We start from the raw sequence: 23498 nt of genomic DNA on the forward strand, positions 1-23498 counted from the left end.
GAGTGAGTTACCTTCTGCAGAATCCTGTCTATGGTGCCTGGCCTTAGACCTGAGACTCTGGGCTATCGATGGTAGCCGCATCAAGCCTGCCTTCCGGGGTGACGCTCTCTGCTGAGCGACTGGTCTGGGCGGCCTCTGCTGTCGTCAGGCGCTCCGGTCCGAAAGCCCCAATCCGCTCCGGCAAGGCAGGATCAGAGCGTACGCGCCACCACGAGTAGAGCAGAGCGACGATCAGCAGCGCCAGCGTGATCCAGGGGAAGAAGCTGTAGGGTGGCTGCTGGCCAGGTTGCAGCAAGGCCCAGAGAGGTACGATGATGCTCGCTATCCCAAGCAACGGCAGCAAATAGCGTCGTATGGGTGAGAGGGCCAGGCCAGGATTGAAAATCACAGCGACGTTGACAGCGCCGTAGATGAAGATCAGGGGGATGGTTCCCAGGGTTGAGAGGTAGCCGAAGGCTGTGAGCCAGTCGCTGCTGGCTAAGCCGACTACCAGGGCTAGCACCAGGGCCAGGGCGAAAGGAAGCGTCAGGGCCAGGGTGGGTGTGCCGAAGCGCTCAGAGACCTGGGCCAGCGCATAAGGGAAAAGTCGTTCGCGGGCCGAGTTGAAAATGACGCGCGATAGGTTGTTCGTGCCGGCGAGCATGGTTCCAGCAATGCTGGTAAAGCCAGCCAGCGCGGTGAGGATCGCCAGAGGGCCTAGATAGCGCTGGGCTAGATCGATGAAAGGAATGGTGCTCTGAGCCAGGCGGCTGGCGCTGTTGCCGAAACCGGTCACCGTTGCGTAGCTCACGAAGAGGTAGAGGACTGCCATGAGGGCCAGACTGAGCATGACAGCTCGCGGAATGTTCCTCTGGGGGTGCTCGCTCTCTTCGGCCAGGGCCACCGAATTTTCAAAGCCGATGAACAAGAAAATAGCTAGTGGAAAAGCCTGACCCAGACCGGTGAGGCCATTCTCTAAGGCCGAGGGAAGAAGAGGAGTCAGAGAAGGCGGCGCTGGTGGACGGAGCAAGGACAGGAGCGAGACCACCAGCAAGACGGCTACCTCGATCAACATCGAGGCCGTGGCCACTGCTGTCGAGCGGTTGATGCCGCTCAAGGTCAGAAGCCAGCATAAGAACGCCAGCACGATTGTCAGCGGCACCCAGGGGACGCTTAGGTTGTAGAAGGTTTGCAGCGAGAAGCTGACCCAGCCGCCGATGGCCAGCATGACTGAGGCCAGAAGCAGGATATAGGCAGCGCTGAAAAGGACCGCGGTGGCGGTGCCGAGAACACCACCGAAGGTTAGCCCAAGGAAGGTCACCAGAGAGCCGTTTGAGGGATGACGCTGGGCAAAGGCGGCTACACTCAGACCCACAATGAACATGGCGATCGCTGCGAGCAAGATAGTAAAAGGTGCCCCAAGCCCTACCCCCTGGGTAATGACCGCCATGCCTAAATAGAACGAGAAAGCTGGAGCAATCTGGGCTATGGTGGAACCAGCGATAGCAAATGCTGTCAGTGGTTTGCGAGGCCGTAGCTGCGGAACGGTTGTCACAGGGCGCTCCTCCTTTCATCTCTGCCTGTTGCAAGCTGTGGTGACCTGGGCTGGAGCAGCTGGCTACTCTAACTCCCATTGCTATGATGGGAGCCCTCTGTGGGCCAACTCTTGCCCTCACCCATTACAAGAGTGCTAGCGAGACTGGGGGCAGGACAGAAGACTCGCTCTGCCTGCTCCTTCACCTGGCTTACTCCTGCTCAAATATGGCAGGCTGCCTTCACAGCATTTGCTATTTATTCTCTTTAGTAATCCTTGCCCTTATAAACTCCTTTCATGATTCAGCAAGAGACCTGCAACTTGATCCCAGAGAGCGTCTTGTATAATACCTGACGCTCAAAGTCCGACGAAGCCTCAGCATTGTAACATAGCCATATCCAGATGATCAAGCATGTCTTGTAATACCTTGCCTGATTCTACCAGGATAATTCAGACCTCAAGTGTCTGAATGGGCTACAAGTGAACAGGGATGCGACTCAACGATGTTTACAGACGGGGCCGGGCGTGTTATGCTCTCTCTGGCTGGCCTCTCACGACTGCAGGGGGCGGCGGGCTATCTCTCCGCCTCTGGGGGAGCAAGGAGCAGCCGAAGTCGCTAGTCTGAGTTGAGAGAAGGAGAGATCAGCGAAAGCCTATGGCCTATTTTCTGGTAAAGACCGAGCCTGCGGACTATGGGCTGGACGATCTCGAAGGCGAGCGGCGCACTGTTTGGGACGGAGTGCGCAATCCCCAGGCAGTGCGCTTCATCGCGCAGATGCGTCCTGGGGATCGGCTGCTGCTCTATCATAGCGGGGCCCAGGCGGCGCTGGTGGGTCTGGCCCGCGTTGTTTCCTGGCCGCGTCCTGATCCTGCTGATCCCCGCAGTCAAGTGGTCGAGGTCGAGTTTGAGCGTCGGCTGGCGCGCCCGGTCACTCTGCGCGAAATCAAGGCGAGCAAGCTCTTTGCCGATTGGAGTCTGGTGCGGCAGCCGCGTCTCTCAGTCATGGCCGTGCCGGAGCGCTTTCTGCACTGGTTGCGCGGGCAAGGGCTGCTTGACCCAGAGGAAGAGGAACGAGGGTAGCGACTATGGAGCAGCAAGCTGTCTGGTACGTTGGTGGACGGTGGGTCCATCCGCACGAAGCCTGCATCCCTCTCACCGATGTGGCCGTGCTGCGAGGCTACAGCGTCTTCGAATCCCTGCGTACCTACGATCGTCGTCCGTTTCGTCTCGAAGATCATCTCGACCGTCTCTATCGCTCTGCGGAGCTTATTGATCTTGCTATTCCCTATACGCGCGCGGAGATTCAGGCGCTTCTGGAGGAGACGATTCGGCGCAATCCTTTTCGCCATGCCTCCCTGCGTATTCTGGTGACTGGAGGTGTGAGCGAGGATGGCATTCTTCCATCTGGGGAGCCGCTGCTGGCGGTCTTAATTACGCCCTTACCTGAGCGCGATCTGCAGGCGTTCAAGCGCGGGTTGCGTCTGATTACCTCTCGCTTGCAGCGAGAGGCCCCAGAGGCCAAAACGACCAGCTATATTGCTGCAGTGCGAGCTTTCAAAGAGGCGATGCGGCGTGGGGCAGCCGATGCGCTCTTTGTCAACGAGCGAGGGGAGGTCCTGGAGGGGACGCGCAGCAATTTCTTTGTCTTCCAAGGTGATACGCTGGTGACGCCGCGGGAGGGCATTCTGCCAGGAGTAACGCGCGCGGTCGTTCTGGAGCTGGCTCGAGGGCGCTTTCCCATAGAGGAGCGGCCTCTTGCTCTCTCCGAGCTGTCTACTGTTGACGAAGCGTTTCTGACTGCCTCGTCGAAGGAGATCATGCCAGTAGTACAGATCGACGACCTGGTGATTGGCTCAGGCCAGCCAGGACCGCGTACCTGGGAGCTGGAGCAGCGCTTTATTACCCTGGTGGAGCAAGGTCGCTTCTAGCACGACGGGCCGGATTTGGCGACGGGTTACGCGAGAGGTTGCTCAGGCTGCCCCTCCCAGACTGGCCGGCGGCTCTGGCTCCTGTCGCTGCAGGGCGCGCATAGCAGCTTGCTTCAGGCGCTCCTCGCTGCGAGGACCAAAGCCCGGCAGCCGACGCAGGCGTTGCTCGTTAGCGGCCTGCCACAGCCTCTCAGCGGAATCGATGCCCAATTCCTCGTAGAGCCGCAGGGCTGTACGCGGTCCGATATGCTCGATAGCCAGGAGGCGGCGCGCACCTGCTGGCAGGCCCTGGGGAAGGAGGTCGTGAGAGAAGGTCAGGGTCCCTCGCTGCAGCAACTCAGCGATATGAGCCCGCATGCGGCGACCCAGTCCCTCAATGGGCAGTGGCTCACCCCGCGCGATGATCTCTGTGATCGGCTCTTGGAGAGCGAGGATCGCCCGCGCCGCGTTACGGTAGGCCTGGATGCGGTAAGGATTGCCGTGCTGCAACTCAAGCAGCTCGGCCACGCTGGCCAGCACCTCGGCAAGCTGACGATTGCTGCGGACAGGCCGGCGCTCCTCTGGAGGCTCCGGCTCCAGCCCGGGAAGCATCGGCTGCTGCACCGCTTGCCGCTCGTAGCCAGTCCGGCTCGGCAGCACTTGAATGGTCTGGGTAAGTTTAAGAATATGATGCATAGTTATGCTCCCTGCTGTTCTGTTCTCCTCGACTGGTCTTCTCATCGTTAATGAAAGGGACTACGTTTCCTCTCTTTCTTTCTTTCTTTCTTTCTTTCTTTCTTTCTTTCTTTCTTTCTTTCTTTCTTTCTTTCTTTCTTTCTTTCTTTCTTTCTTTCTTTCTTTCTGGCTACCTTCCGATTGGCAATAGAGCAGAAAGCCAGGGCTGAAGGTACTGCTTCCCTCTCTGCTCGTGCTTGTCTTTGCTGCGCCAGGGGGTAGTAGAAAATTTGTTCAATATAGTATAGCATGAGGGAAAGAGAGTTGCAAGGGGTGCAGGGGAGCAAAAAAGAAGACCGAATCGGGGTGATTCGGTCTCCATGTACTAATCCTCTGCAAAATGGCCCTTACGGGCCAACTCTGTCCACCTGAAACACCATCCCTAGTAAGCGAACAGGCAACTTCAGCATAGGTATCGCCTCCTTTCTGGGCTGCACCTATCGGAAGGCTGTCGCCTGAGATAGGCTTCAGGATATCCCTCTGCGGGACACGATTATTATAGCATGCTATCGGGGGACGCTGTCAAGCTCAGCCGTGTTCTAGAGAGGGCTGAGGGGTAGATTAGTCTTCCTCGTCCTCGGTTGTGAGATCGGCTTTCTCTGGCGAGGTCAGCAGGTTCTGCACCAGGCTTGTCAGTGAGCTGTTCAACCTGGCGTTAGAGACCACGCGCTGGGCGCCGGCATCCAGGGCCTTCGTGCGGGCATCCACATCGACATGGGGGCCAAAGGCCAGCACTGGCAGCCCATGCTGGCGGGCCTGGCGGATCGCCTCATCCCAGGCCACACCTGGTGTTGAGATATTGACAATCGCCAGTGCCAGCTGCTTGCGCGGCTCTCCAGAGGGGGAAGCGTCGTCGGCCAGTGCTCGCGAGAAGGCGACCAGATCGCGCACGACGATTGTCTCCAGGGCCAGATGACGCAGTGTATCGCGTATCTTCACCGCGAAGAAGAGATCCCGCTCCAGAGCAAGTACTGATCGTGACACAGGCTAGTACTCCTGCTGATTGGTTGACGGACGGCGCTGGTTGCTCGGGCCTGGTCACCGGTCCCGGTCCTGAAGCGCCGGTCTTTGTGGGCGTCTCGCTCCGCCTCCTCTTAGTCGTCGGTTGGCTCCTGAACGGGGCGGCGGAACAGCTCGGCCAGCTCCTGATTGACCAGATCGATATTCGTATACTGCTCGCGGCTGAGCACATGGTGAGTGCCAGTGCAGTAGGGCTTGCTGCACTTGCGCATATGGCTCGTCTCAAAGAGCAGGTTGCCATCTTCCACGCTCACCCAGATATGCTTGCGCGAGTAGCCATCACCCCACTTCAGCAGCAAACCGCCCTCATACTCGTCGAAACGGCCCTGCCCGTAGAGGTAGTCGCGATTAAACATCTGCAGAATCTCGCGTACCCGACTGGCAGCCACCACCTCAGCCACCTCTGGTCGCATGCGGGTAGTCGCCTCCTGGGCCAGGTCTTCCTTGGGGATCTCCAGTGCTCGTGAAGAATGCTGTTCCTCACGAATCATGCGCTGAATCATCGCCGCCTCATAATCGGAGAGGCTGCGGGACTGGCCCAGAATGAGGGGCCTCCCGTTGGAGGCACGGAGACTGCGCTGATTGTTGGGATTGTTCTGTTCAGGCACCATTGTGCTCCTTCGCTACAATCGCTTCCGGGAGAAAGCGGTGTTCCTGATAGGCTAGCTGACCCGGCCCTGCTCAGCTCCAGGAGCGCAGGGGGTCGGAGGCTCGCGCCGCCGAATCGATCAGCCCGTTACCTCTTTCCTGACTTTGTCGGCCAATGCTCTTGTTGTGCTTGTTTGTTGGCTCACTCTCTGTCATAGCTTACAACGCTCTGACCCTTTTTCACAAGGGGGGCCGCCGTGTCTCGCGCCTGTTTGGAGCAGGACAGACTAGGTAGGGTAGCTACGTTGGGCGACCACTTCAATAGATTTCAGAATGGTATCAAGCTGATCTGGCTCCTGGATAAAGGCCAGCATCCCTTTCCAGAAGGCATGCTGGACCACTGGCGGCATCAGATCACCGGCTCCAAAGCAGAAATAGGGAGCCTGGCTAAGCATCTGAGCCGAAGCCCGCGCGACCGGGTTAGGATAGGCGCTCATAGGGATGGACTGATTGACCGAGGTGAAGCCGCCGCGCCGAACCCAGATCTCTTGTGCCTGAGAGCTGGCGAGATATTGCACCAGGGCCTGTACCTCTGCTGTGTTCTGCAGAGCAACCACGGCATCGGCTCCCCCGGTGACGGCCCCAGCGTAGCGTGGATTGATCTCAGGGAAAGGAAAGAAATTGATCTCTTCTCCAGGGACAATGGTAGGAAAGCGGCTGGTGACGAAGCCAAGCACGAAGTCGCCCGAATAGTAAAAGTAGGCGCGCGGCGGCTGTTCAAAAGGTGCGTAGCTGGCGTCCTGGAAGTTCGTCAACAGAATCGAAGTGGGGGCATTTTGGATATAGTGCTTGCCGTTGAGAATAGAGCCGAAGCGGCGAAAGGTCTGCTTGATGGTCGGGTCGGTCCAGGCAATCGTGTGATTGACCCAGCGCTGATACATTTCCGGCCCCCACTCTTTTAGATACAGCTCGGCGATCCAATCGGCAGCGGGCCAGCCACTGGAGGCCGCACTCTCGACACCGATGGCCCAGGGATAGCGTCCCCGGGCGGCAATGGCGTTAGAGGTCGCGATCAGCTCATCCCAGGTGTGAGGGACCTGGAGGCCAAGGGCCTGGAGTTGCCGGGGGTTGTACCAGATGATCCCCTTATTGGCTGCCTTGTAGAAGAGCGCATAGAGTGCTCCCTTGTAGCTCCCGAGATCGATCCAGGTACGGCTGTAGTCGCGTCTGATCAGCTCCATATTCAGGAAGCTATCCAGAGGGAGAAGCTTCCCCTGCGCGGCCAATTGCTGCATTCCGCCCGGGTTGGGCAAAATGGCCACTCCTGGGGGCGTATTCGCCCGTAACAGCGTGGTCAGGAGTGTATCCTGATCGCGCGTGGAGACCACTTGCACCTTGATCTGGGTCTGCCGCTCGAAAGGAGCAACCACTGCCCGAAAAGAGTCCTGTTCCTCACTGCTCCAGACGGTCAAAACATCGACCGAGGCGGACTGGCTATCGCAAGCTGCTAGCAAGGCGAGTGCAGAGTGGGCGGCCAGGCCCAAGGTCACAGCACGCTGCAAGAAGGCACGACGGCGAAGGCGTTCCTGCTTGCGCTGCTCCCGCTGATTCTGAGCCTGCCAGTCCGGCTGTGCATTGCACCGTTGCTGTTGATGGTGTGGCGCGGGCATGCGTGCGGGCATGCGTTCCTCCCAGGCTCCCAGCGCACTGAGCTTCTAGCAATAGGGGGTGTATGTTAACCACCTCACAGTATAGTTCTTTCACGCTCTCTGTGCAATATGGTGGCTGTCCGAGGGACGCGGTGCTAACAGATGATGTCGGAAGAACCTGGGCTGCTCCTGCTTCTTCGGCTGTCATAAGGATAATTGCGGTAGATTGAGAAGGAAGCGGAACGACTCCCCCGGCCCCGACTGACTAACCGGAGGCAGCCAGTCAAGTCGAGACCAGGGGCAGGAAGGAGCTTGAGGTGAGAGGGAAATGGGATCGCTTGGGAGGTGGTTGCTGCTCTCTCCGCGCAGAAGAGAGCCGCTGGTAAGCGCCAGCGGCTCCCAGCGTAGTCAGGGAGCACGCCAGACTTGTATCGTTTTATCCCAGCCCGCGGAGGCCAGATAGTGGTCGTTAGGAGACCAGGCAACGGCGTTGACTTCCTCGCTATGCTTTCGGTAGATCAGCACCACCTCGCCGTTGAAAGGATTCCAGACCTGGACAGTAGCATCGACTCCCGCGGAGGCGATGAAACGTCCGTCGTGCGACCAGGCAACAGCGTTGACACTACCGCGATGGCCGGTGTAAACCCGCAAGGTTCTACCGGTTTTAGCATTCCAGACGCGCACTGTGCCATCCTTGCTGGCTGAAGCCAGATAGCGACCGTCCGGCGACCAGCTCAAAGCGGTAATAGCGTCGCTGTGGGCCGGGTAGGAGAGGAGTGGCGTCTCCGGATTGCTGGTATGTACATTCCAGATACGGACAATATCGCCGTCGTCGCCTGCGGCCAGGTAGTTACCGTCTGGCGACCAGGCCAGTGTCTTCACGGGGAAGATACCGTTGTAGACAATGGCATGGGCGCCGGTAGTGGCGTCCCAGATCCAGACGCGGTTATCTCCTCCACCGGAAGCCAACCGCTGGCTATCTGGCGACCAGGCCAGCGCATAGACGATATCCGTGTGGCGGGTGAAGCGGTAGATCCGCTGGCCCGTTTCGGTGTTCCAGACCTCGACGGTATGATTCTCGAAGGCCGCGGCCAGATAGCGCCCATTAGGGGACCAGGCCACTGCATAGGCGATACCGGCGCCAGCCTCGTAGCGATAGCGCAGCGTGCCGTTCAGGGCGCTCCAGACTTCGATATTGCCTTGGATCTCGCTCGAGGCCAGCGAGTTGCCATCCGGTGACCAGGTGAGAGAGCTGATAGCGCTACTTTGTCCGTGATAGGAAACCAGCAGCGTACCCGGGCTGGTGGCCCCATTCGCCGTGAGCTGGTACATCAATGGCAGGCCCATTGCCAGCATCAGGCAAGCTGCGATCAGAACGGCTACGGCGGTCCAGAAGCGCTGGCGTGACCAGCGAACTGGTCCGGAGCCATGATGAGAGCTGCTCGCCGGACGACTCTGACCTCCGCGTCGTTGTGAAGGGTGCTCTTCTTCTTCAGTGGCGAACTTGCTCATGAGAGCGGCCAGACGAGGCACGGGCTTGAGCACCGGGTCGGGAAGGGCTCGCAGACGAGCATCAAGCAGCTCGTAGTCGGCCCGGGCTGCTGCGCAGACTGGACAACCCTGCAAGTGAGCCTGCAGCGCTTCTCGGTCGGCAGGTGAGAGGTCTTCCAGGCGTAGGGCGAGCTTCTCAGCCCAGGATGGGCAAGGGGGACGCGGCGACTGCTTCATTTCCGCTTGCCTCCTCTCTGCCTGATGGGAAGCCCTTCGTTCTCCAGGCGCTGGTAGATCTGGCGCATCTCCTCTTTGCCTCGGCTGAGATATTTACTCACGCACGATTCTTTCATGCCCAGCAGTTCGGCTACCTTGCGCTGTGGTAGCCCTTCAATGACGTACAGAATGAGACAGGCGCGGTACGTTGGCGAGACGTGAGCAAGCGCGATCTGGGTCAGCTCGCGCTCTTCGATATGTCGTTCCATTCCCAGCGTGCTCAGCTCGCGGCTGTCCTCAAGGTAGTCTTCCCAGGGCACGTACTGCATGCGTCTGGCCTGCTCCTGATAGTTACGAGCCAGGTTGGTAGCGATCTGGTACAGCCAGCTGACAAAACTTTGCGGCTTGCGCAGGCCAGCCAGTCCTCGCCAGGCGCGGAAAAACGTATCCTGGGTCAGATCGCAGCTCACTCCATCGTTGCCGACCATATGTTTCAGGTAGCGAGCGATCTGCTGTGCGTAGCGCTCGAATAGTATATTAAAGGCAGCCTCGTCGCCGCGTTGCGCTCGTTGCACGAGAGCGAGCTCATCAGGTGAGCCATTTGTCTCCAATGAAGACGTGTCCTCTATCCTGTAGGCCATAGGAGGTTCCTTAGCGAGCTGCCGAAGACAACTGCAGAGAGACCCCGGCGTCTTCTCTGGGCCTGCCGCCTTTTGGATAGCGCTCTCTCAGACAAGCGAGCCAGAGAGAGCGCCAGGTGGCAGCCTGGACCCCTCAAGAGGCAGCTCAGGGAGAGAGCGCCAGGGGATTAGCATGAGCCGGCTGCTGGTGGTCCTGGTAATGGAACGCAGGCAGCGACGGCTGAGATCTCTCCCCTCCATGATACACCATCGGTGTCAGATCCGTGCAGCGTGCAGGACGTTCAGACGAGCTGAAGCTCCCGGCGCGCGAGCGCTCTGCCAGCGTAGCAGAAGCGGTGCCAGATCTGACTCCAGGTTGAGGAAGGTCCTGGAGGTAAGAGGCGCTACGGGCGTACTCGGCAATCACCGGGTGCAACGTATAGCTGCCTGGACCGACGCTTTCCAGCAGGCCAGCATCCAGCAGCTCATCGAGCGTTTGAGCCGAGACCTGATTGCTTAGAGATGTTTCATGAAAAGCCTGCGGCTTCGGAGGTAAGGCGGCCAGGCAGGTCAAAGCCTGGCGGGCCTCACGGCTCAAACGGCGGTAGCTGATGGCAAGCACCGTTGCCAGCGATGGTGGCGCGGCCTGCGCGTGGTAGTGGTGAGGTTCCACGGTGGCGTCGCAACCCTCCAGCGAGAGGCGCAGCTGAGGATTCTGGAGACGTTCCAGAGCCGCGCGTAAGCGACGAAGCTGGCCGCAGTAGGTCTGGGCCTGCAGGTAGCGCCCGATCAGCGTCAGAGCCAGCGGCAGGCCGCCGACGGCCTGCACCAGAGCGCGACTGGCCTCCGGTTCCAGACGAGTGGCCAGGGGAGCGAAGCGCTCCAGGAGCGCCAGCGCCTGCTCCTGTTCCAGCTCAGGAACGTGGAAGGCACGCTCATTGGCGAAATGCAGGGCCACCACCGGCAAGCGGGTCGTCAGCAGGTAGGCGCAGCGCGGTCCTCCGACCATCAGGAGCAGAGCTTCAGCGTATGACCAGGCGTCGTCAATGACTAGCAGCATGCGCCGATGCTGAATGGCGGCACGCAGGGCCTGGACCCAGCTTTCCAGACTTTCCAGACGGAGCTGAATGTGAGGAGGGATCTCCAGTAGCGCTGCCCAGTGACGCAGGAGGGCAGGAAGATCAGGTTCGCTGCCGAGCCGGCCCCAAAGGATTCCTCCATTGAAGTGGGCCTGCACCTCTGGATCATAGGCCAGCGCCAGGGCCAGGGTTGTCTTGCCAACCCCAGGCAGGCCATAGAGAGCCACCGTGTTGCTGCTCCGCTCCTGCATCAGTTGCGATTTGAGCTGAGATAAGATCCGATCGCGGCCAATTGGCGAAAGGCTCTCGGGGGTCGCCAGTGGCATGGCAGGATCAAAGAGATTTTTGTCGCTGCCCGGCTGCTTAGGCGACTCGTGACTGCTTTCCTCTTGCGCTCGGATCGGTCCGCCTGCGGGCGGCTCGCTGGCCGAAGCGGTGGCGTGAGCGGGCTCCTGGTAGAGGCCCAGCTCCTGGGCTGACAGGCCGAAGAAGCTGCAGAGCTTCTGGCGGAAGTAGGCGCTGGGGATCGCATCCCCGCGTTCCCAGCGACCAATGGTTTTCGGATCAGCCACGCCAATCTGGGCTGCCACATACTCGCGCGACCAGCCCCGACGGAGTCGCTCGCTGCGGAGTCGGTCATTGGCAGGCATTTTCCTGGCCTTGCTCACGGCTGTATCCTTTCTGCGCTTGTTGTCCCTCTGCCTATACTGTAAGACAGGAGCGCCAGGAAAAATCTGACAGGAAAATGCTCAAGATTGACTCCACCTTCAGAAAATGAGAGGAAGGTCGCTGCTCTGGCCCCGCGTAATCAGCCTGCTTGATTTGATTGGCCAGAGGCTGGCCAGGTCCCCTGTTCTGAACAGTCTAGCCGCTGTAGCTGCCTGTCGTAGCGCGGTCAGCTCAGGTCCTGAAGCAAGTAAAACAAGCAAAGAAGCAAAAAAGAAGAAGAAGAAAAGGAAGGAAGGAGGGAGCGCTGGCTAGATCAAGCCGTCTATGAGCCGTCATGCTGTCCCTGTGGGGACGTTGCCAGTACGGGGGTGCCTGGCTACACTCTCTCTGTCTGCACAGACAGCTTACTGCTCCATTCCCTGTTTGTCTGTGACAGTTGCAAATTGCGGGCAACTGTAGTGCGCCGAGCATCATCAGCCCAAAGGAGGAGCTTATGTTTATTTATGATCGGCAACAGCGCGAGGCGCTAGATCAGCTCGTAGAAGATCTGAGTGAGCAGCGGATCGGAAGACGAGTCTTTCTACAGCGCGCGATGGCGCTCGGGTTGACAGCGAGCGCTGCCGCCTCGGTGCTAGCGGCCTGTGGTACGCCCAGCACCACCGGGGGCACCGGCACGCCAGCGACGGTCAGCTCGATCGATGTGCTCAATGTCTGGAGCGGCGAGGAGCAGCAATCGTTTGACGCAGTGGTGACCCCTTTCGAGAGTCAATCGAAGATCACCGTCAAGATCGAGGCGACGCGCGATCTGGATGCCGTGCTCACCTCACGCTTGCGTGGCGGTAATCCCCCGGATATTGCTGTGTTGCCCAACCCGGGCAAGATGCAGCAGCTGGCCAGCCAGGGCAAGCTGATCGCTCTCGATTCCTTCCTGGATATGAACAAGGTGAAGAGCGATTACGCTTCGACCTGGGTCGATCTGGGTTCCTACAACGGTCACCTCTACGCGCTCTTCTACAAGGCGGCAAACAAGGGGACGATCTGGTACAATCCTACCCAGTTGCAGGCGATTGGCGGCGCGGTTCCCAAGACCTGGGACGACCTGATCAAGCTCTCTGACATGATTGCCGGCAAGGGCAAGTATCCCTGGTCGATGGGGGTCGAGAGCGGCTCGGCCAGCGGCTGGCCGGCTGCCGACTGGGTTGATGAGATCTTCTTGCTGCAGTCGGGCCCGGATCTCTACGATCAGTGGGTCAATCACAAGATCCCCTGGACCCACAGCAGCGTCAAGCAGGCTTTCCAGACCTTCGCTCAAATCATCGCGGGCAAGCACTACATCAATGGAGCGCCGCAGTCGATTCTAGCAACCAATTTCCAGGATGCCAGCTATGCCCCCTTCAAGAGTCCGCCCGAGGCTTACCTCTACTACCTTGGCGATTTCACTGCGGGCTTCATTACGGCGCAGTTCAAGAGCGCCCAGCCTGGCAAGGACTTCAATTTCTTCCCCTTCCCGACGATTACTGCTCAATATCAGGGAGCTGTGACGGGGGGCGCTGATGTGATCGTGGCTCTGAAGGATAACAATGGGGTGCGCGAGCTGGTGAAGTATCTGGAAACAGCTCAGGCGCAAGAGATCTGGGTCAAGCGCGGTGGCTTTACCTCGCCCAGCAAGGCTGTCTCCTTGTCGGCCTATCCCAACGATGTGGCCCGCGCTTCGGCGCAGATGCTGACCAGTGCAACGATCTTCCGCTTTGGGGCCGATGACCTGATGCCGCCAGCGATGGAGACAGCTTACTGGAAGGCCATGCTGGATTTCATTAAGGACCCGACTAAGCTCGATAGTATTCTGAGCTCGCTGGAGTCAACGGCTCAGCAGGCATACACTTCCTGATAAGGAGTGAGTGCTGCGTCTCCCGTTCGTCTGAGAGCGCATGCTCATCTGCTTGGCAATTTGCCCGCTGGCTTTCCTCTCCCTTGGCAGGGCCACATGGCTGCTGAGGCTAAAGGGCAGGTTGCCGAGCTGACGTCCCAGAGGCGGGGAGAGAAGGCCAGCCCCGCCTCGCCCTCGGGCTGAGCGCGCCGCTCAGCGTGACCAGCTCGACTTACTGAATGACCCGCGGTGAGAGGTACAAGAGGTACAGGCCCCCTCCTGGTAGGCCTTTTTGGAACTCCTTCGGTGTGCCGGCCCGACTCTGACCTCCCGCAAGGGGAAACAGGTCCGGCTGGATAGATGGAGCTTCTGCGCTCCCTTTTACGTGGTACTGGTGTCAGGTGTGTCGGCACAGATCGAGAGGCACAGGCTTGCTGACACTGCTCTGGCCTGCCGCTACGTACTGTGTCATGAACACAATTGTTCCCAGGGGATGTGTGCTTATGATCAAAGCCATCGAAGAGCAGCGGAGCCTTCCGACGAAGACAACGGCGCGCAGAAAGCGCTTCAGCCTAACCCCCTGGCTCTGGATCGGGCTGGCGGTCCTCTTTGTGATCATCTTTCTGCTCTACCCGATGTTCTTCACGATCTGGCTCAGCTTCCTGAATGCCACTTCTACCCAGTTTGTTGGACTGCACAACTATATTCTGATATTCACGAACCCTGCACTGCTGGAGGTGCTACGCAATAACCTGCTCTGGCTCGTGCTGGCGACAGTGGCGACGGTGGTGCTGGGCCTGCTGATCGCCGTGCTGGTCGATCGCGTGCGCTTTGAAAGCGTGGCGAAAGCGGCGATCTTTGTGCCGATGGCCCTCTCCTTCGTGGCGGCGGGCGTCATCTGGCGCTTTGTCTATGAGTATGCGCCGCCTGGCCAGACGCAGATTGGTCTACTCAATGCCCTGCTGACGGCCCTCGGAGGCCAGCCGCAGGCCTGGATCACCGATAGCCGCTTTAATAACTTCGCCTTGATCGCGGTCTACGTCTGGATGTGGACAGGTTTCTGTATGGTGATCCTCTCGGCGGCCATTAAGGGGATTCCGAGCGAGATTCTGGAGGCTGCCCGTTGCGACGGGGCAGGAGAGGTAACCATCTTCTTCCGCATCATTGTGCCGATGATCAGCCCGACAATTGCCGTGGTGACGACGACGATGATCATCAACATCCTGAAGATCTTCGATATCGTCTACGTCATGACGGGGGGCAACTACAGCACCAATGTTGTGGCTGTTGAGTACTACCAGCAGCTCTTCAACTTCAACAACTTTGGTGTGGCCAGTGCTCTGGCTGTCCTGCTCTTGCTGGCGATCATTCCCATCATGTACTTCAATATTCGTCGTTTCCGCGTGCAGGAGGCGCAGCGATGAGTACCATGAATCCTGAAGCTCAATCAAGCCTGGTCGCTCCCCAGAAAGCAGCGTCGGCCCTCCCAATGGCCGGGGAGGCTGCCAGAGTGGGGCGCCAGCCCCTGCGCCAGCGGCTCCTGAGCCTGGTCAACCATAGCCTGGTCTCGATCATCGTCATTCTGATTGCACTCGTTTGGTCGGTACCTACTCTGGGCCTCTTCATTAGCTCCTTGCGCCTCCCGGCGCTGATCCATGCCACCGGCTGGTGGACGGCTCTCGTTCCTCCCTGGAGTTTTACCATCCAGAACTATGAGTACGTCCTCCATACTCAGGGTCTGGGCCAGGCTTTCCTCAATAGTCTGATTATCGCTATTCCGGGGACGATTCTCCCGACCCTGGTGGCGGCTTTTGCGGCTTATGCCTTTGCCTGGATGGAGTTCCCCGGGCGCGATTGGATCTTTCTGACCATTGTGGCGCTGATGGTCATCCCGGTCCAGATGACTTTGATCCCCGTGCTGGGACTCTATACGATGCTGGCCCAGGCGACAGGCTTGCAGCTGACCGGTAACTACCTGGGAATCTGGCTGATGCATACCGCCCTCGGCCTCCCTTTCGCCGTCTACCTGCTGCGCAATTTCTTTGCTGGACTCCCCAGCGATCTCTTTGAGTCTGCCCGCATCGATGGCGCTTCCAACATCAACATCTTCTTCCGCATCCTGCTACCGCTCTCGGTGCCCTCGCTGGCTTCTCTGGTGATCTTCCAGTTTATGTGGGTCTGGAATGATCTGCTGGTGGCTCTGGTCTTCATGGGAGGGAACCCCGATCGGGCTCCCATGACGGTGACGATTGCCAATCTGGTCAATTCCTATGGCTCGAACTGGGAGGTGCTGACCTCGGCGGCCTTTATCTCGATGGCCTTGCCCTTGGTGATCTTCTTTACCTTGCAGCGCTACTTTGTGCGTGGTATCCTGGCTGGCTCGGTCAAAGGCTGATCTTGTCGGTCTGCCTCTCTGGTTGGTTCCTGCCTGTTCATCCAGGCGTGGTGGAGGCTACGCTACGAGTTCAAGCCAGGGAAACAAAAAGGCGATCCCGCCCGATGTCTCGCCAGCGTGAGGGAGCGGGATCGCCTTCGTCGCTGACGACTGACTAGCAGCGGAGCCCCTCGCCGCGGGCATGCAGGGATGGCAGGCTCACCGGCAGGCGGCCCTGGGGGGGACTGTCTCCGAAGAGGACGGCGACGGCAGCTTCGATAGCAGGCCGGGTGTACTCGTAGGTGAGTAAGTAGGTAGTGAGCTGGGGACAGACCAGAAGGTCGTAGGGACTATAGACGGCGAGCGCAACGACGGGGCATGGGGCTTCCCTCACCAGCCAGTTGATGTATTCACTCTGAGCGCGATCCAGGTAGGCATTGACCGTCACCAGGAGTACCAGCTGAGCCTGGGCTACTGCCTCGCGCAGCGATTGGCTCGCGGGCTCGGAAAGAGGAAGCGAGAGAAGCCGCGCCTCCGTTCTGGGATGATAGCGTCGTACTGCAGCGATGAGCGCTTCGACAGGATAGCGCTGATCTTCGACGCGGCTGCTCCCTTCCTTCTGGGGAAGGACGATCAGGAGCTGCTGCTCGGGGGCTAGCCGTAAAGGCAATAGCCCGGCGTCGTTGCGGAGCAAAGTGATGGCTTGGGTGTAGCTCTGCCGCTGCAGGGCCAGATGCTCAGGCTGTTTGAGCAGGCGCAGCCCTTCGGGCCGCGGCAGTTGCTCCCAGGAGAGATAGCGTGCTTTGAGACGTTGCAGGCGTGTCAGAGCCTGGTACAGGCGGACTGGCGAGAGCCGCCCCGCGTCGAGCGCGGAGCGCATAGCTGCCAATCCGGCCAGCTGGCGGTCGTAACGGTGCGAGATCAAGATCAGATCGAGACCGGCCTCTACGGCTTCTACCGTGGCCTGCTCGACGCCCAAAGTAGCGGCGATCGCCTCCATCTCCAGACAGTCGCTCATGACCACGCCGTCGAAACGCAGGCCCTGCCGGAGCAGGCCGGAGATAATCGGGGGGGCTACCGTGGCGGGTCGTTCTGGGGCGCCGGTCAGAGCTGGAAGGGCAATGTGAGCCGTCATGATGCAGTCGGCTCCTTCTTCCTGTAGCACGCGAGCGAAAGGAACCAGCTCCAATCGTTCCAGGCGGGCCAGATCGTGGGGGATGAGCGGCAGAGCGAGATGGGAATCGGTAGCCGTGTCGCCGTGTCCCGGGAAGTGCTTCAGGCAGCTCATGATGCCGGCCTCGCGGTAGCCCTGGACTGCGGCCAGACCCAGGCGGGCGACCTGCTCGGGATCTTCGCCAAAGGAGCGGACGCCGATGACGGGATTGGCCGGATTGTTGTTGATATCCAGGACCGGTGCCAGGTTCATGTTGATGCCCAGAGCTCGCAGCTCGCGCCCAGTGGCGCGGGCGACAGCAGTCACCAGCTCTGGTGAATTGCTGGCCCCCAGGGCCATGTTGCCTGGAAAGAGGGTGACGTGCTCACCTAGCCGCTGGACCATGCCATTCTCTTGATCGATGGCGATCAGTAGTGGTGAGCGATGGCCAGCTGCACGGGCTTTGGCCTGCAGGGCGCTGGTCAGATGATAGACCTGTTCTGCGCTCTCGATGTTGCGTGAAAAGAGAATGACCCCGCCCAGCCGGTGATTCTCGATGAGGTCGAGAATGGCGGGCGAGGGTTCCGTCCCCTCGAAGCCGGCCATCAGGAGCTGACCAAGCTGGCCACGGAGCTCTGTGGCGCTCGGAGCAGCTCCCTCGACTCGTGCATCAGGTGATGAATGATGAGAGGGCATCTACGTCTCTCCCTTCTTTCAGCGCTCAGATAGAGGCTGGAGCGAAGAGCAGCTGGCGTTCTGTGAGGGGAGCACCGACTCCAGGTGGATCGCTGCTTTGGCGGCGCTGAGCGCCGGCTCTTCGACGATGACCACCTGGCCGAGGCGCCGTCGTGCACGCAGCCGCCGCAGAATCTGAGCGCGGAAAGGCGCCTCTCGTACCAGCAGACTGCCTGCCAGTGCCAGTGGTACCACGTTATCAGGAAACTCCAGCTGGTTGCTGACTACGAGAGCGGCCAGCGCCAGCTCGGTGGCCGCGTTGCCTACGATGCGACGTGCTACCAGGTCGCCCTCGCGAGCTGCCGCGAAGACACATGTCGCCAGGCGAGCGACCGCGGCAGTCTCCAGGCCGTGGTAGACAGCGCCAATCAGATCCTCTGCGCGCTCTAATCCCCAGTCAGCCAGAATGCGGGGGAGAAGACTGGTGTGGGGACCGCGGCCATCGGCGGCGCGAGTGGCAGCCTGAAGGGCCTGGTGCCCAATGTCATAACCGCTTCCCTCGTCACCCAAGAGGTAACCCCAGCCTCCAGCCCGGCGCAAGCAGCCGCTAGCATCTCGTCCCAGGGCGATGGAGCCAGTGCCGGCAATGAGCACGACGCCTACGGCCTGCTCCAGGGCTGCCAGAGGAAGCTCGGCGTCATTGGTCACATGGACCTGGTCGGCCAGCGCTGCCAGAGGAGGGTAAAGAACGACATGATCGGCTGGACGGTCCAGCCCAGCCAGACCAATCCAGGCAGCCCGAGGCCGACTCTTGGCACCGGCGGCTTGCAAAGCGCGCTCGGCAGCCAGCCATACCTGGCGGACAGCCTCTTCCTGCCCCACGGAAGCATAGTTTGCGCTTCCAGCTAGAGCGCGCCCCCGCTCGCGTCCGTGGCGATCAACAGCAATTGCCAGTGTCTTGCTGCCCCCGCCATCGATCCCAAGATAGAACTCCTCATCACACATGACTGCGTGCTGCTGTGCTGTGCTTCCCATCATGATAGCGAATCCAGTGTTGCGCGTAAAATAAAGTTATGTTCGGCCAGACGCTGACGAGCACGCTGGGGATCAAGGCCGCTGCGTGCACAGACAATCGCTGTTTTCGCCTCGCCATTGGCCTGTGCCAGCAGCGCCTCGGCGGCGCTCCGCTCCAGCCCGGTGGCAAGCTGAACGATGCGCAGCGCCCGCTGCTGCAGCTTGTAATTTGTGGCCTGGACATCGACCATCAAGTTGCCGTAGGTTTTTCCCAGCAGGATCATGCTCCCCGTGCTGAGCATGTTGAGCACCATTTTTTGTGCGGTACCGGCCTTCATCCGCGTGGAACCGGTAATGACCTCGGGCCCAACCACGGGCGCGATCATGATTTCTACAATGGCCTCAAGAGGAGTCGGACGGTTGCACGCCAGGCCGATGGTCAAAGCCCCCTGCTCACGAGCATAATTGGCAGCTCCCAGCGCGTAAGGCGTGCGTCCGCTGGCGGTGATGGCAACCAGGACATCGGCGGCCCCAACTTGGAAGCGCGCCGCATCCTCCCGTCCGGCTTCAGCGCTGTCTTCGACATCCTCGTTAGCCTGGCTGAGCGCGGCAGGACCACCGGCAACCCAGCCAATGACAAGCTCTGGCGGAACGTTGAAGGTCGGGGGACATTCCGAGGCATCCAGAGCACCAAGCCTCCCCGAAGTCCCTGCCCCCATGTAGACTAAGCGCCCACCACGACGCAGGTGATCGGCGATGGCCTCGATGGCACGGGCAATCTGCGGCAATTCTTGCTTGATTGCCTCTGCGACACGGGCGTCTTCAGCGTTAATAATCTCGACGATCTCTAAAGCGCTCTTGCGATCAATGTCGCGGCTGGCGGGGTTGTCCTGCTCGGTGACCAGGGCGCTGAGGGCTGGCTCAGCGGGATGGTCAGGCTGTAAAGAGGCTGACATGTTGACTGCTCCTCACTCTCAAACTGAAATAGCTCCCAGCCTCGGCTCGCCTTGCTAGCTCCCCTCTCCCGTCGGGCTGGGCCGCTTCTCCTGGGATGCCCTGCCTGTTGTGATCCCGGCTGCCTGGCACGGCCCCGGGCAACGCTACGAGAGCAGTTGCTCGCGCTTCATATGAGTATAAAAGACGTATTTGTTTCCACAATAGACAGAAGATGCGTATTCGATCGGTTGATTGCGCTCGGTATAGGTAACGCGCCGTGTGAAGAGGGCTGGGCTGCCGACAGGAACCTTGAGATACTGGGCCTCCTCGCTGCCGATGAGTCCGGCCTCTAGCTCCTGATCGGCTTCCAGTAAGGGCAGGCCGTATTTGGTCTCCAGCAGGCGATAGAGGGAATTGTGCTCCAGGTCCTCTTCGAGGAGTTTTTCGCAGCCGATAAAGCTGATATGCGAGACCTCGATAGCCAGTGGCTCCCCATCAGCCAGACGCAGGCGGTGGAGGCGGAAGATCTGGAGCCCGGGCTTGATGCGCAGCCGCTCAGCGACGGCTTCCTCCGCTGGGCGCATCTCGGCTGAGAGGACGCGCGTGCCGGGCTGCTGCCCACGTGCCTTCATATCCTCGGTAAAACCCGTCAGATGGATGAGCTGCTGGGTAATCTTGCGCCGGCTGACAAAGGTCCCTTTCCCTTGCTCGCGGTAGAAGAGTCCTTCATTTACGAGTTCGGTGATTGCTTGCCGGGCCGTCATCCGGCTGATCCCGTATTGCTCGCCAAGCTCGCGCTCGGAGGGGATCAGGTCCCCCGGCTTCCATTCACCGCTCCGGATCTTTTCACGCATGATCTCTTTGAGTTGATAGTAACGTGGCAATGGGCTTTTTCTCACGATCGTACTCATCGCTGTTCCTGTTCAGAAGATGTTTGCTCGCTTACTAACGTCACTCATGTGTCCGTTCGGACCTCGCTCGTGGCAGAACTCACTTTCAGGGCCTCGACGATCAAGGTCAACACAGATTACAGTATACCACATAGCCTGTCTACTTGGTATATTGTCTAGACCATAGACCTTCCCTCCCCTAAAGAAGCCCACGGTACCGTAACCGCACGCTCCCCCCTATGGTCTACTTTGATAGTTGTATATACCACTATACCGGGCGAAGACCAGTCAGCGCCTGTTGCCTGCCGCGTTCTGACTGGCTCGCCTGCTCAGGGGACTCGTGATCGGGTTAAGGTTCTGCCTGGAGGCGGATAAAGGTCGGGAAACCTTTGAACCAGGCTTGCAGAACCTCGACGCCGTCCTGATTCACAAAGCTGGCCTCAGCCGAGAGGAGGCGCAGCTCTTCGTCCTTCTCGACGAAGGTTACGGTACAGGTGATAGTCTCTCCTGGATAAACGGCCTTCAGATAGTGAAAATGCATTTCGGTGGCCACAAAGCCCAACATACCACCGATATGGGTGATCATGCTACTGGTGAGCAAGCCGGGAAGGATGCGTCTTCCGTACCAGCTGGTTTGTGCAAAGGTCTCGTCGAGATGATAGGGATTATAGTCCCCTGTCAGGCCGCAGAACAGCGTCATATCTCCTTCTGTAAAGGTGCGACGAAAGACATAGCGCTGCCCGGGCTGAATGCTCGTGAAGGCGCGGCGCACCTGCTCTTTGAACTCTGCTGATGCTGCCATAGGTGTCTTGCTTTCCTCCTTTCTCCTGCCTCATAGGCGGAAAGTGGGCTGACCGGTTATGAGCGTGGGCATCGTAGTAAGGTCTGGACGGTGCTTAGTGGCGCCAGATGATCAGGGCATCGAGGACCTCCACCTGGTCGCTGTTGGCCAGCAAGGGATTGATCTCCAGTACTTCCAAGTGTGGGGCCAGGGCCTGGGCCAGCAGCGCGATCTGAGAGATCACGGCGCTCAGGCGCTCCAGGTTGACGCCGGGCTGATTGCGGAGACCGCGCAGCAGCGGGAAGCCGCGTAGCTCTTCGAGCATGGCCCGAATCTCGCGGCGCTTAAGCGGTAGAGGGCGCAAGGCGATATCGTGGAGTATCTCGGCCCACAGGCCGCCGAGGCCAACGGTCAGAGTGAGGCCCCAGACCTGATCGGCGAGGACGCTGACCAGCAGTTCGCAGCCCGCCTGGCGCATGGGGCTAACGAGGATGCCCTCAATCGCGTTCGCTGGCACCTGCTGGCGGCCAGCTCTCAGGATACGGTTGAAGGCCCTGACGACCTCCTCTTCACTGTTGAGGTTCAGCGCAACGCCGCCGATGTCGCTTTTGTGCAGTATCATCGGCGACTGGATCTTGAGTGCAACGGGAAAGCCGTAGTGGCGAGCGGCAGCCAGGGCCTCGGAGGGAGAGCGCGCCAGCTGGGCTGGTACGAGCGGGATGCCAGCCTGTTCCAGAAGTGCGCGCGTTTGGACCTCTGACCAGCTCCTTTGGTCGGGGGCAGGCAGTGTGGTCCTGTCCAGGGTGAGCGCCGGCCCTGGCTCTGGTTCCGCCGTTTCGGGCTGCTGTGGTTGGCGGAGCTGCTCCGACCACCAGAGTACTCGACCGAGGGCGCGCAGGCCATGTTCGAGGCCGGCTATGATGTGGAGGCCGGTCTGCTCGATAATGGGCAGCAGCGCGGCTGGCAGGTCGATGCAGGTGTTCGAGACCAGCAAGATCGGACGTGGCGAGTTGTGTACCAGCTCTGCCAGGCGCTCATATTGGTTGTGGAGGACCTGCTGACTCTCAGGAGTGGGGCGACGCAGGCCATCGACGCTCACCACGTTGAGCACGAAGTCAAGCTGAGGGTCTTCGCGCACGATGGCCAGGGCCCGTTGTTGGAGCGTGCCATCGACAACCACATAGCCAGTCACATCGAGCGGATTGTGGGGCGTGGCAAAGGGGGGGAGCACGGTCTGCAATTGCTGGCGTGTCCTGTTGCTCAACTCGGGCAGGAGCAGGCCCTCGTCCTGAGCGCGATCGGCGATCAGGTCGCAGGCGCCGCCCGAGGGAGTGACCGCGCCCAGGCGCCGACCCGGTAACGGACCGTGGTAGGCGGCCAGGGCTGTAGTTGTTAACAGATCCTCGAGAGAGGAGACGCCGATGATGCCCAGTTGGTGCAGGGCGGCGGCGTTGACTGCTGCATCACCGACCAGCGCCCCAGTATGGGCAGCGGCGGCCCGAGAGCCAGCCTCGCTGCGGCCAACCTTGAGCGCGACTAAAGCGCAGCGCTGGGCCTGCGCTCGGGCGGCGAGCCGACGAAGTGCCTCTGGTTGGCGAATGCTTTCGAGAAAGATGGCCACGGCTCGCGTCGTGGAGTCGGCCAGCAGATACTCAAGTACATCGCACAGGCTGATCATCCCTTCGTTGCCCAGCGAAACCAGGAGGCTGAGGCCAATGGCGTGGGTTTGGGCAAAAGCCAACACGGCGCTGGCCAGCGCTCCGCTCTGCAGCACCACGGCCACCGGTCCGCTGCGCAAGGGGAAGTTGATGGGCAGTCCGTAGGGAGTAATGCCAGCGGCAGCGTTAATGAAGCCATTCCCATTCGGCCCGAGGATCAGCAAGTCGTGGGCCTGAGCAAAGGCCAGCAGCTCCCGTTCTCGCTCTTCGCCCTGCGGGCCGGTCTCGCGGAAGCCCGCCGTCAGTACCACAAAATGGCGTACGCCGCGCTCCGCTCCTTCGGCAACGACTGGCAACACTTGGGAGGTCGGGACCATGACGAAGGCCAGATCCGCTGCCTCTGGCAGAACGCTCAGCGTTGGCAGCGTAGCCTGTCCGTGCGCATACGGACGCCGTGGATTGATCAGGTAGAGCGGTCCAGAGAAGTTGCTGGCTTTCAGGTTTTGCACGAGATAGGTGGACCAGCGCACCTCGTCGCTGGCTCCGACCACGGCGATGCTGCGCGGGTGGAAAAATGCCTTCAGCCGCTCTGCTGCGATGGGGGTCTCTTGCTCCATGAGCCTTCATCCTTTATGGGCTGCGACATTGCACTGGTGCGACAA

The 23498-nt window shown here is 60.0% G+C and carries 20 protein-coding genes; 5 read left to right on the plus strand and 15 right to left on the minus strand.

Annotated features, from left to right (window positions below; genetic code table 11):
• Nucleotides 1–43 precede the first annotated feature (43 nt).
• Complete coding sequence (locus N688_RS07335; RefSeq protein ID WP_052888672.1) at nucleotides 44–1534, minus strand: APC family permease; 1491 nt, start codon at nucleotides 1532–1534, stop codon at nucleotides 44–46.
• 634 nt (nucleotides 1535–2168) lie between these two features.
• Here N688_RS07335 and N688_RS07340 point away from each other — a divergent pair.
• Nucleotides 2169–2594 (plus strand): EVE domain-containing protein, encoded by a 426-nt coding sequence (locus tag N688_RS07340; RefSeq protein WP_052888673.1) that lies wholly within the window; start codon nucleotides 2169–2171, stop codon nucleotides 2592–2594.
• Between the two features lie 5 nt (nucleotides 2595–2599).
• The gene (locus N688_RS07345; RefSeq protein ID WP_052888674.1) at nucleotides 2600–3442 is read left to right on the plus strand and encodes an aminotransferase class IV; all 843 of its coding nucleotides are present in this window, start codon (nucleotides 2600–2602) and stop codon (nucleotides 3440–3442) included.
• A 42-nt stretch (nucleotides 3443–3484) separates the two neighbouring features.
• Here the strand turns inward: N688_RS07345 and N688_RS07350 are convergent, their stop codons facing one another.
• The 8 genes from N688_RS07350 to N688_RS07380 form a co-directional block, all read right to left on the minus strand.
• Complete coding sequence (locus N688_RS07350) at nucleotides 3485–4117, minus strand: helix-hairpin-helix domain-containing protein (RefSeq protein ID WP_052888675.1); 633 nt, start codon at nucleotides 4115–4117, stop codon at nucleotides 3485–3487.
• Nucleotides 4118–4164: 47 nt separating this feature from the next.
• A complete protein-coding gene (locus tag N688_RS22715; protein WP_156025336.1) occupies nucleotides 4165–4407 on the minus strand; it encodes a hypothetical protein in 243 nt (80 codons plus the stop codon).
• Nucleotides 4408–4717: 310 nt separating this feature from the next.
• A complete protein-coding gene (locus tag N688_RS07355; protein WP_052888676.1) occupies nucleotides 4718–5140 on the minus strand; it encodes a hypothetical protein in 423 nt (140 codons plus the stop codon).
• 110 nt (nucleotides 5141–5250) lie between these two features.
• A complete protein-coding gene (locus tag N688_RS07360; protein WP_052888677.1) occupies nucleotides 5251–5787 on the minus strand; it encodes a hypothetical protein in 537 nt (178 codons plus the stop codon).
• Between the two features lie 264 nt (nucleotides 5788–6051).
• Nucleotides 6052–7446 carry an ABC transporter substrate-binding protein gene (locus tag N688_RS07365; RefSeq protein WP_081838617.1) on the minus strand — a complete coding sequence of 465 codons (1395 nt, stop codon included), beginning with the start codon at nucleotides 7444–7446 and terminating at the stop codon, nucleotides 6052–6054.
• A gap of 375 nt (nucleotides 7447–7821) precedes the next feature.
• Entirely contained in the window at nucleotides 7822–9141 is a 1320-nt protein-coding gene (locus N688_RS07370; RefSeq protein WP_052888679.1) for a WD40 domain-containing protein, read from the minus strand.
• Nucleotides 9138–9695 (minus strand): RNA polymerase sigma factor, encoded by a 558-nt coding sequence (locus N688_RS07375; RefSeq protein ID WP_162179513.1) that lies wholly within the window; start codon nucleotides 9693–9695, stop codon nucleotides 9138–9140. The genes N688_RS07370 and N688_RS07375 overlap by 4 nt, the downstream gene beginning before the upstream one ends.
• 211 nt (nucleotides 9696–9906) lie before the next feature.
• On the minus strand, nucleotides 9907–11487 hold the full coding sequence (locus tag N688_RS07380; RefSeq protein WP_156025337.1) for a helix-turn-helix domain-containing protein: 1581 nt from the start codon (nucleotides 11485–11487) through the stop codon (nucleotides 9907–9909).
• A gap of 494 nt (nucleotides 11488–11981) precedes the next feature.
• Between N688_RS07380 and N688_RS07385 the strand changes: the two genes are divergently transcribed.
• The 3 genes from N688_RS07385 (at nucleotide 11982) to N688_RS07395 (ending at nucleotide 15750) form a co-directional block, all read left to right on the plus strand.
• Nucleotides 11982–13376: an ABC transporter substrate-binding protein gene (locus tag N688_RS07385; RefSeq protein WP_052888682.1), complete on the plus strand. Its 1395-nt coding sequence runs from the start codon at nucleotides 11982–11984 to the stop codon at nucleotides 13374–13376.
• Nucleotides 13377–13858: 482 nt separating this feature from the next.
• The gene (locus tag N688_RS07390; RefSeq protein ID WP_081838618.1) at nucleotides 13859–14779 is read left to right on the plus strand and encodes a carbohydrate ABC transporter permease; all 921 of its coding nucleotides are present in this window, start codon (nucleotides 13859–13861) and stop codon (nucleotides 14777–14779) included.
• A 5-nt stretch (nucleotides 14780–14784) separates the two neighbouring features.
• A complete protein-coding gene (locus N688_RS07395; RefSeq protein WP_420341013.1) occupies nucleotides 14785–15750 on the plus strand; it encodes a carbohydrate ABC transporter permease in 966 nt (321 codons plus the stop codon).
• Between the two features lie 154 nt (nucleotides 15751–15904).
• Here N688_RS07395 and nagZ read toward each other — a convergent pair whose 3' ends face one another.
• The 6 genes from nagZ to N688_RS07425 all read right to left on the minus strand — a co-directional run bounded on the left by nagZ (nucleotide 15905) and on the right by N688_RS07425 (nucleotide 23453).
• A complete protein-coding gene (gene nagZ / locus N688_RS07400; RefSeq protein WP_052888683.1) occupies nucleotides 15905–17578 on the minus strand; it encodes a beta-N-acetylhexosaminidase in 1674 nt (557 codons plus the stop codon).
• Between the two features lie 18 nt (nucleotides 17579–17596).
• Nucleotides 17597–18595 carry a BadF/BadG/BcrA/BcrD ATPase family protein gene (locus tag N688_RS07405; RefSeq protein WP_081838619.1) on the minus strand — a complete coding sequence of 333 codons (999 nt, stop codon included), beginning with the start codon at nucleotides 18593–18595 and terminating at the stop codon, nucleotides 17597–17599.
• Nucleotides 18592–19527, minus strand: coding sequence for an N-acetylmuramic acid 6-phosphate etherase (gene murQ / locus N688_RS07410; protein ID WP_052888685.1), 936 nt, complete (start codon nucleotides 19525–19527; stop codon nucleotides 18592–18594). Before murQ ends, N688_RS07405 begins: the two co-directional genes overlap by 4 nt.
• Before the next feature lie 144 nt (nucleotides 19528–19671).
• The gene (locus tag N688_RS07415) at nucleotides 19672–20418 is read right to left on the minus strand and encodes a GntR family transcriptional regulator (RefSeq protein WP_052888686.1); all 747 of its coding nucleotides are present in this window, start codon (nucleotides 20416–20418) and stop codon (nucleotides 19672–19674) included.
• Nucleotides 20419–20746: 328 nt separating this feature from the next.
• Nucleotides 20747–21199, minus strand: coding sequence for a MaoC family dehydratase (locus N688_RS07420; RefSeq protein ID WP_052888687.1), 453 nt, complete (start codon nucleotides 21197–21199; stop codon nucleotides 20747–20749).
• 94 nt (nucleotides 21200–21293) lie between these two features.
• Entirely contained in the window at nucleotides 21294–23453 is a 2160-nt protein-coding gene (locus N688_RS07425; RefSeq protein WP_052888688.1) for an acetate--CoA ligase family protein, read from the minus strand.
• Nucleotides 23454–23498 lie beyond the last annotated feature (45 nt).

This window comes from Thermogemmatispora carboxidivorans (assembly GCF_000702505.1).
Lineage (GTDB): Bacteria > Chloroflexota > Ktedonobacteria > Ktedonobacterales > Ktedonobacteraceae > Thermogemmatispora > Thermogemmatispora carboxidivorans.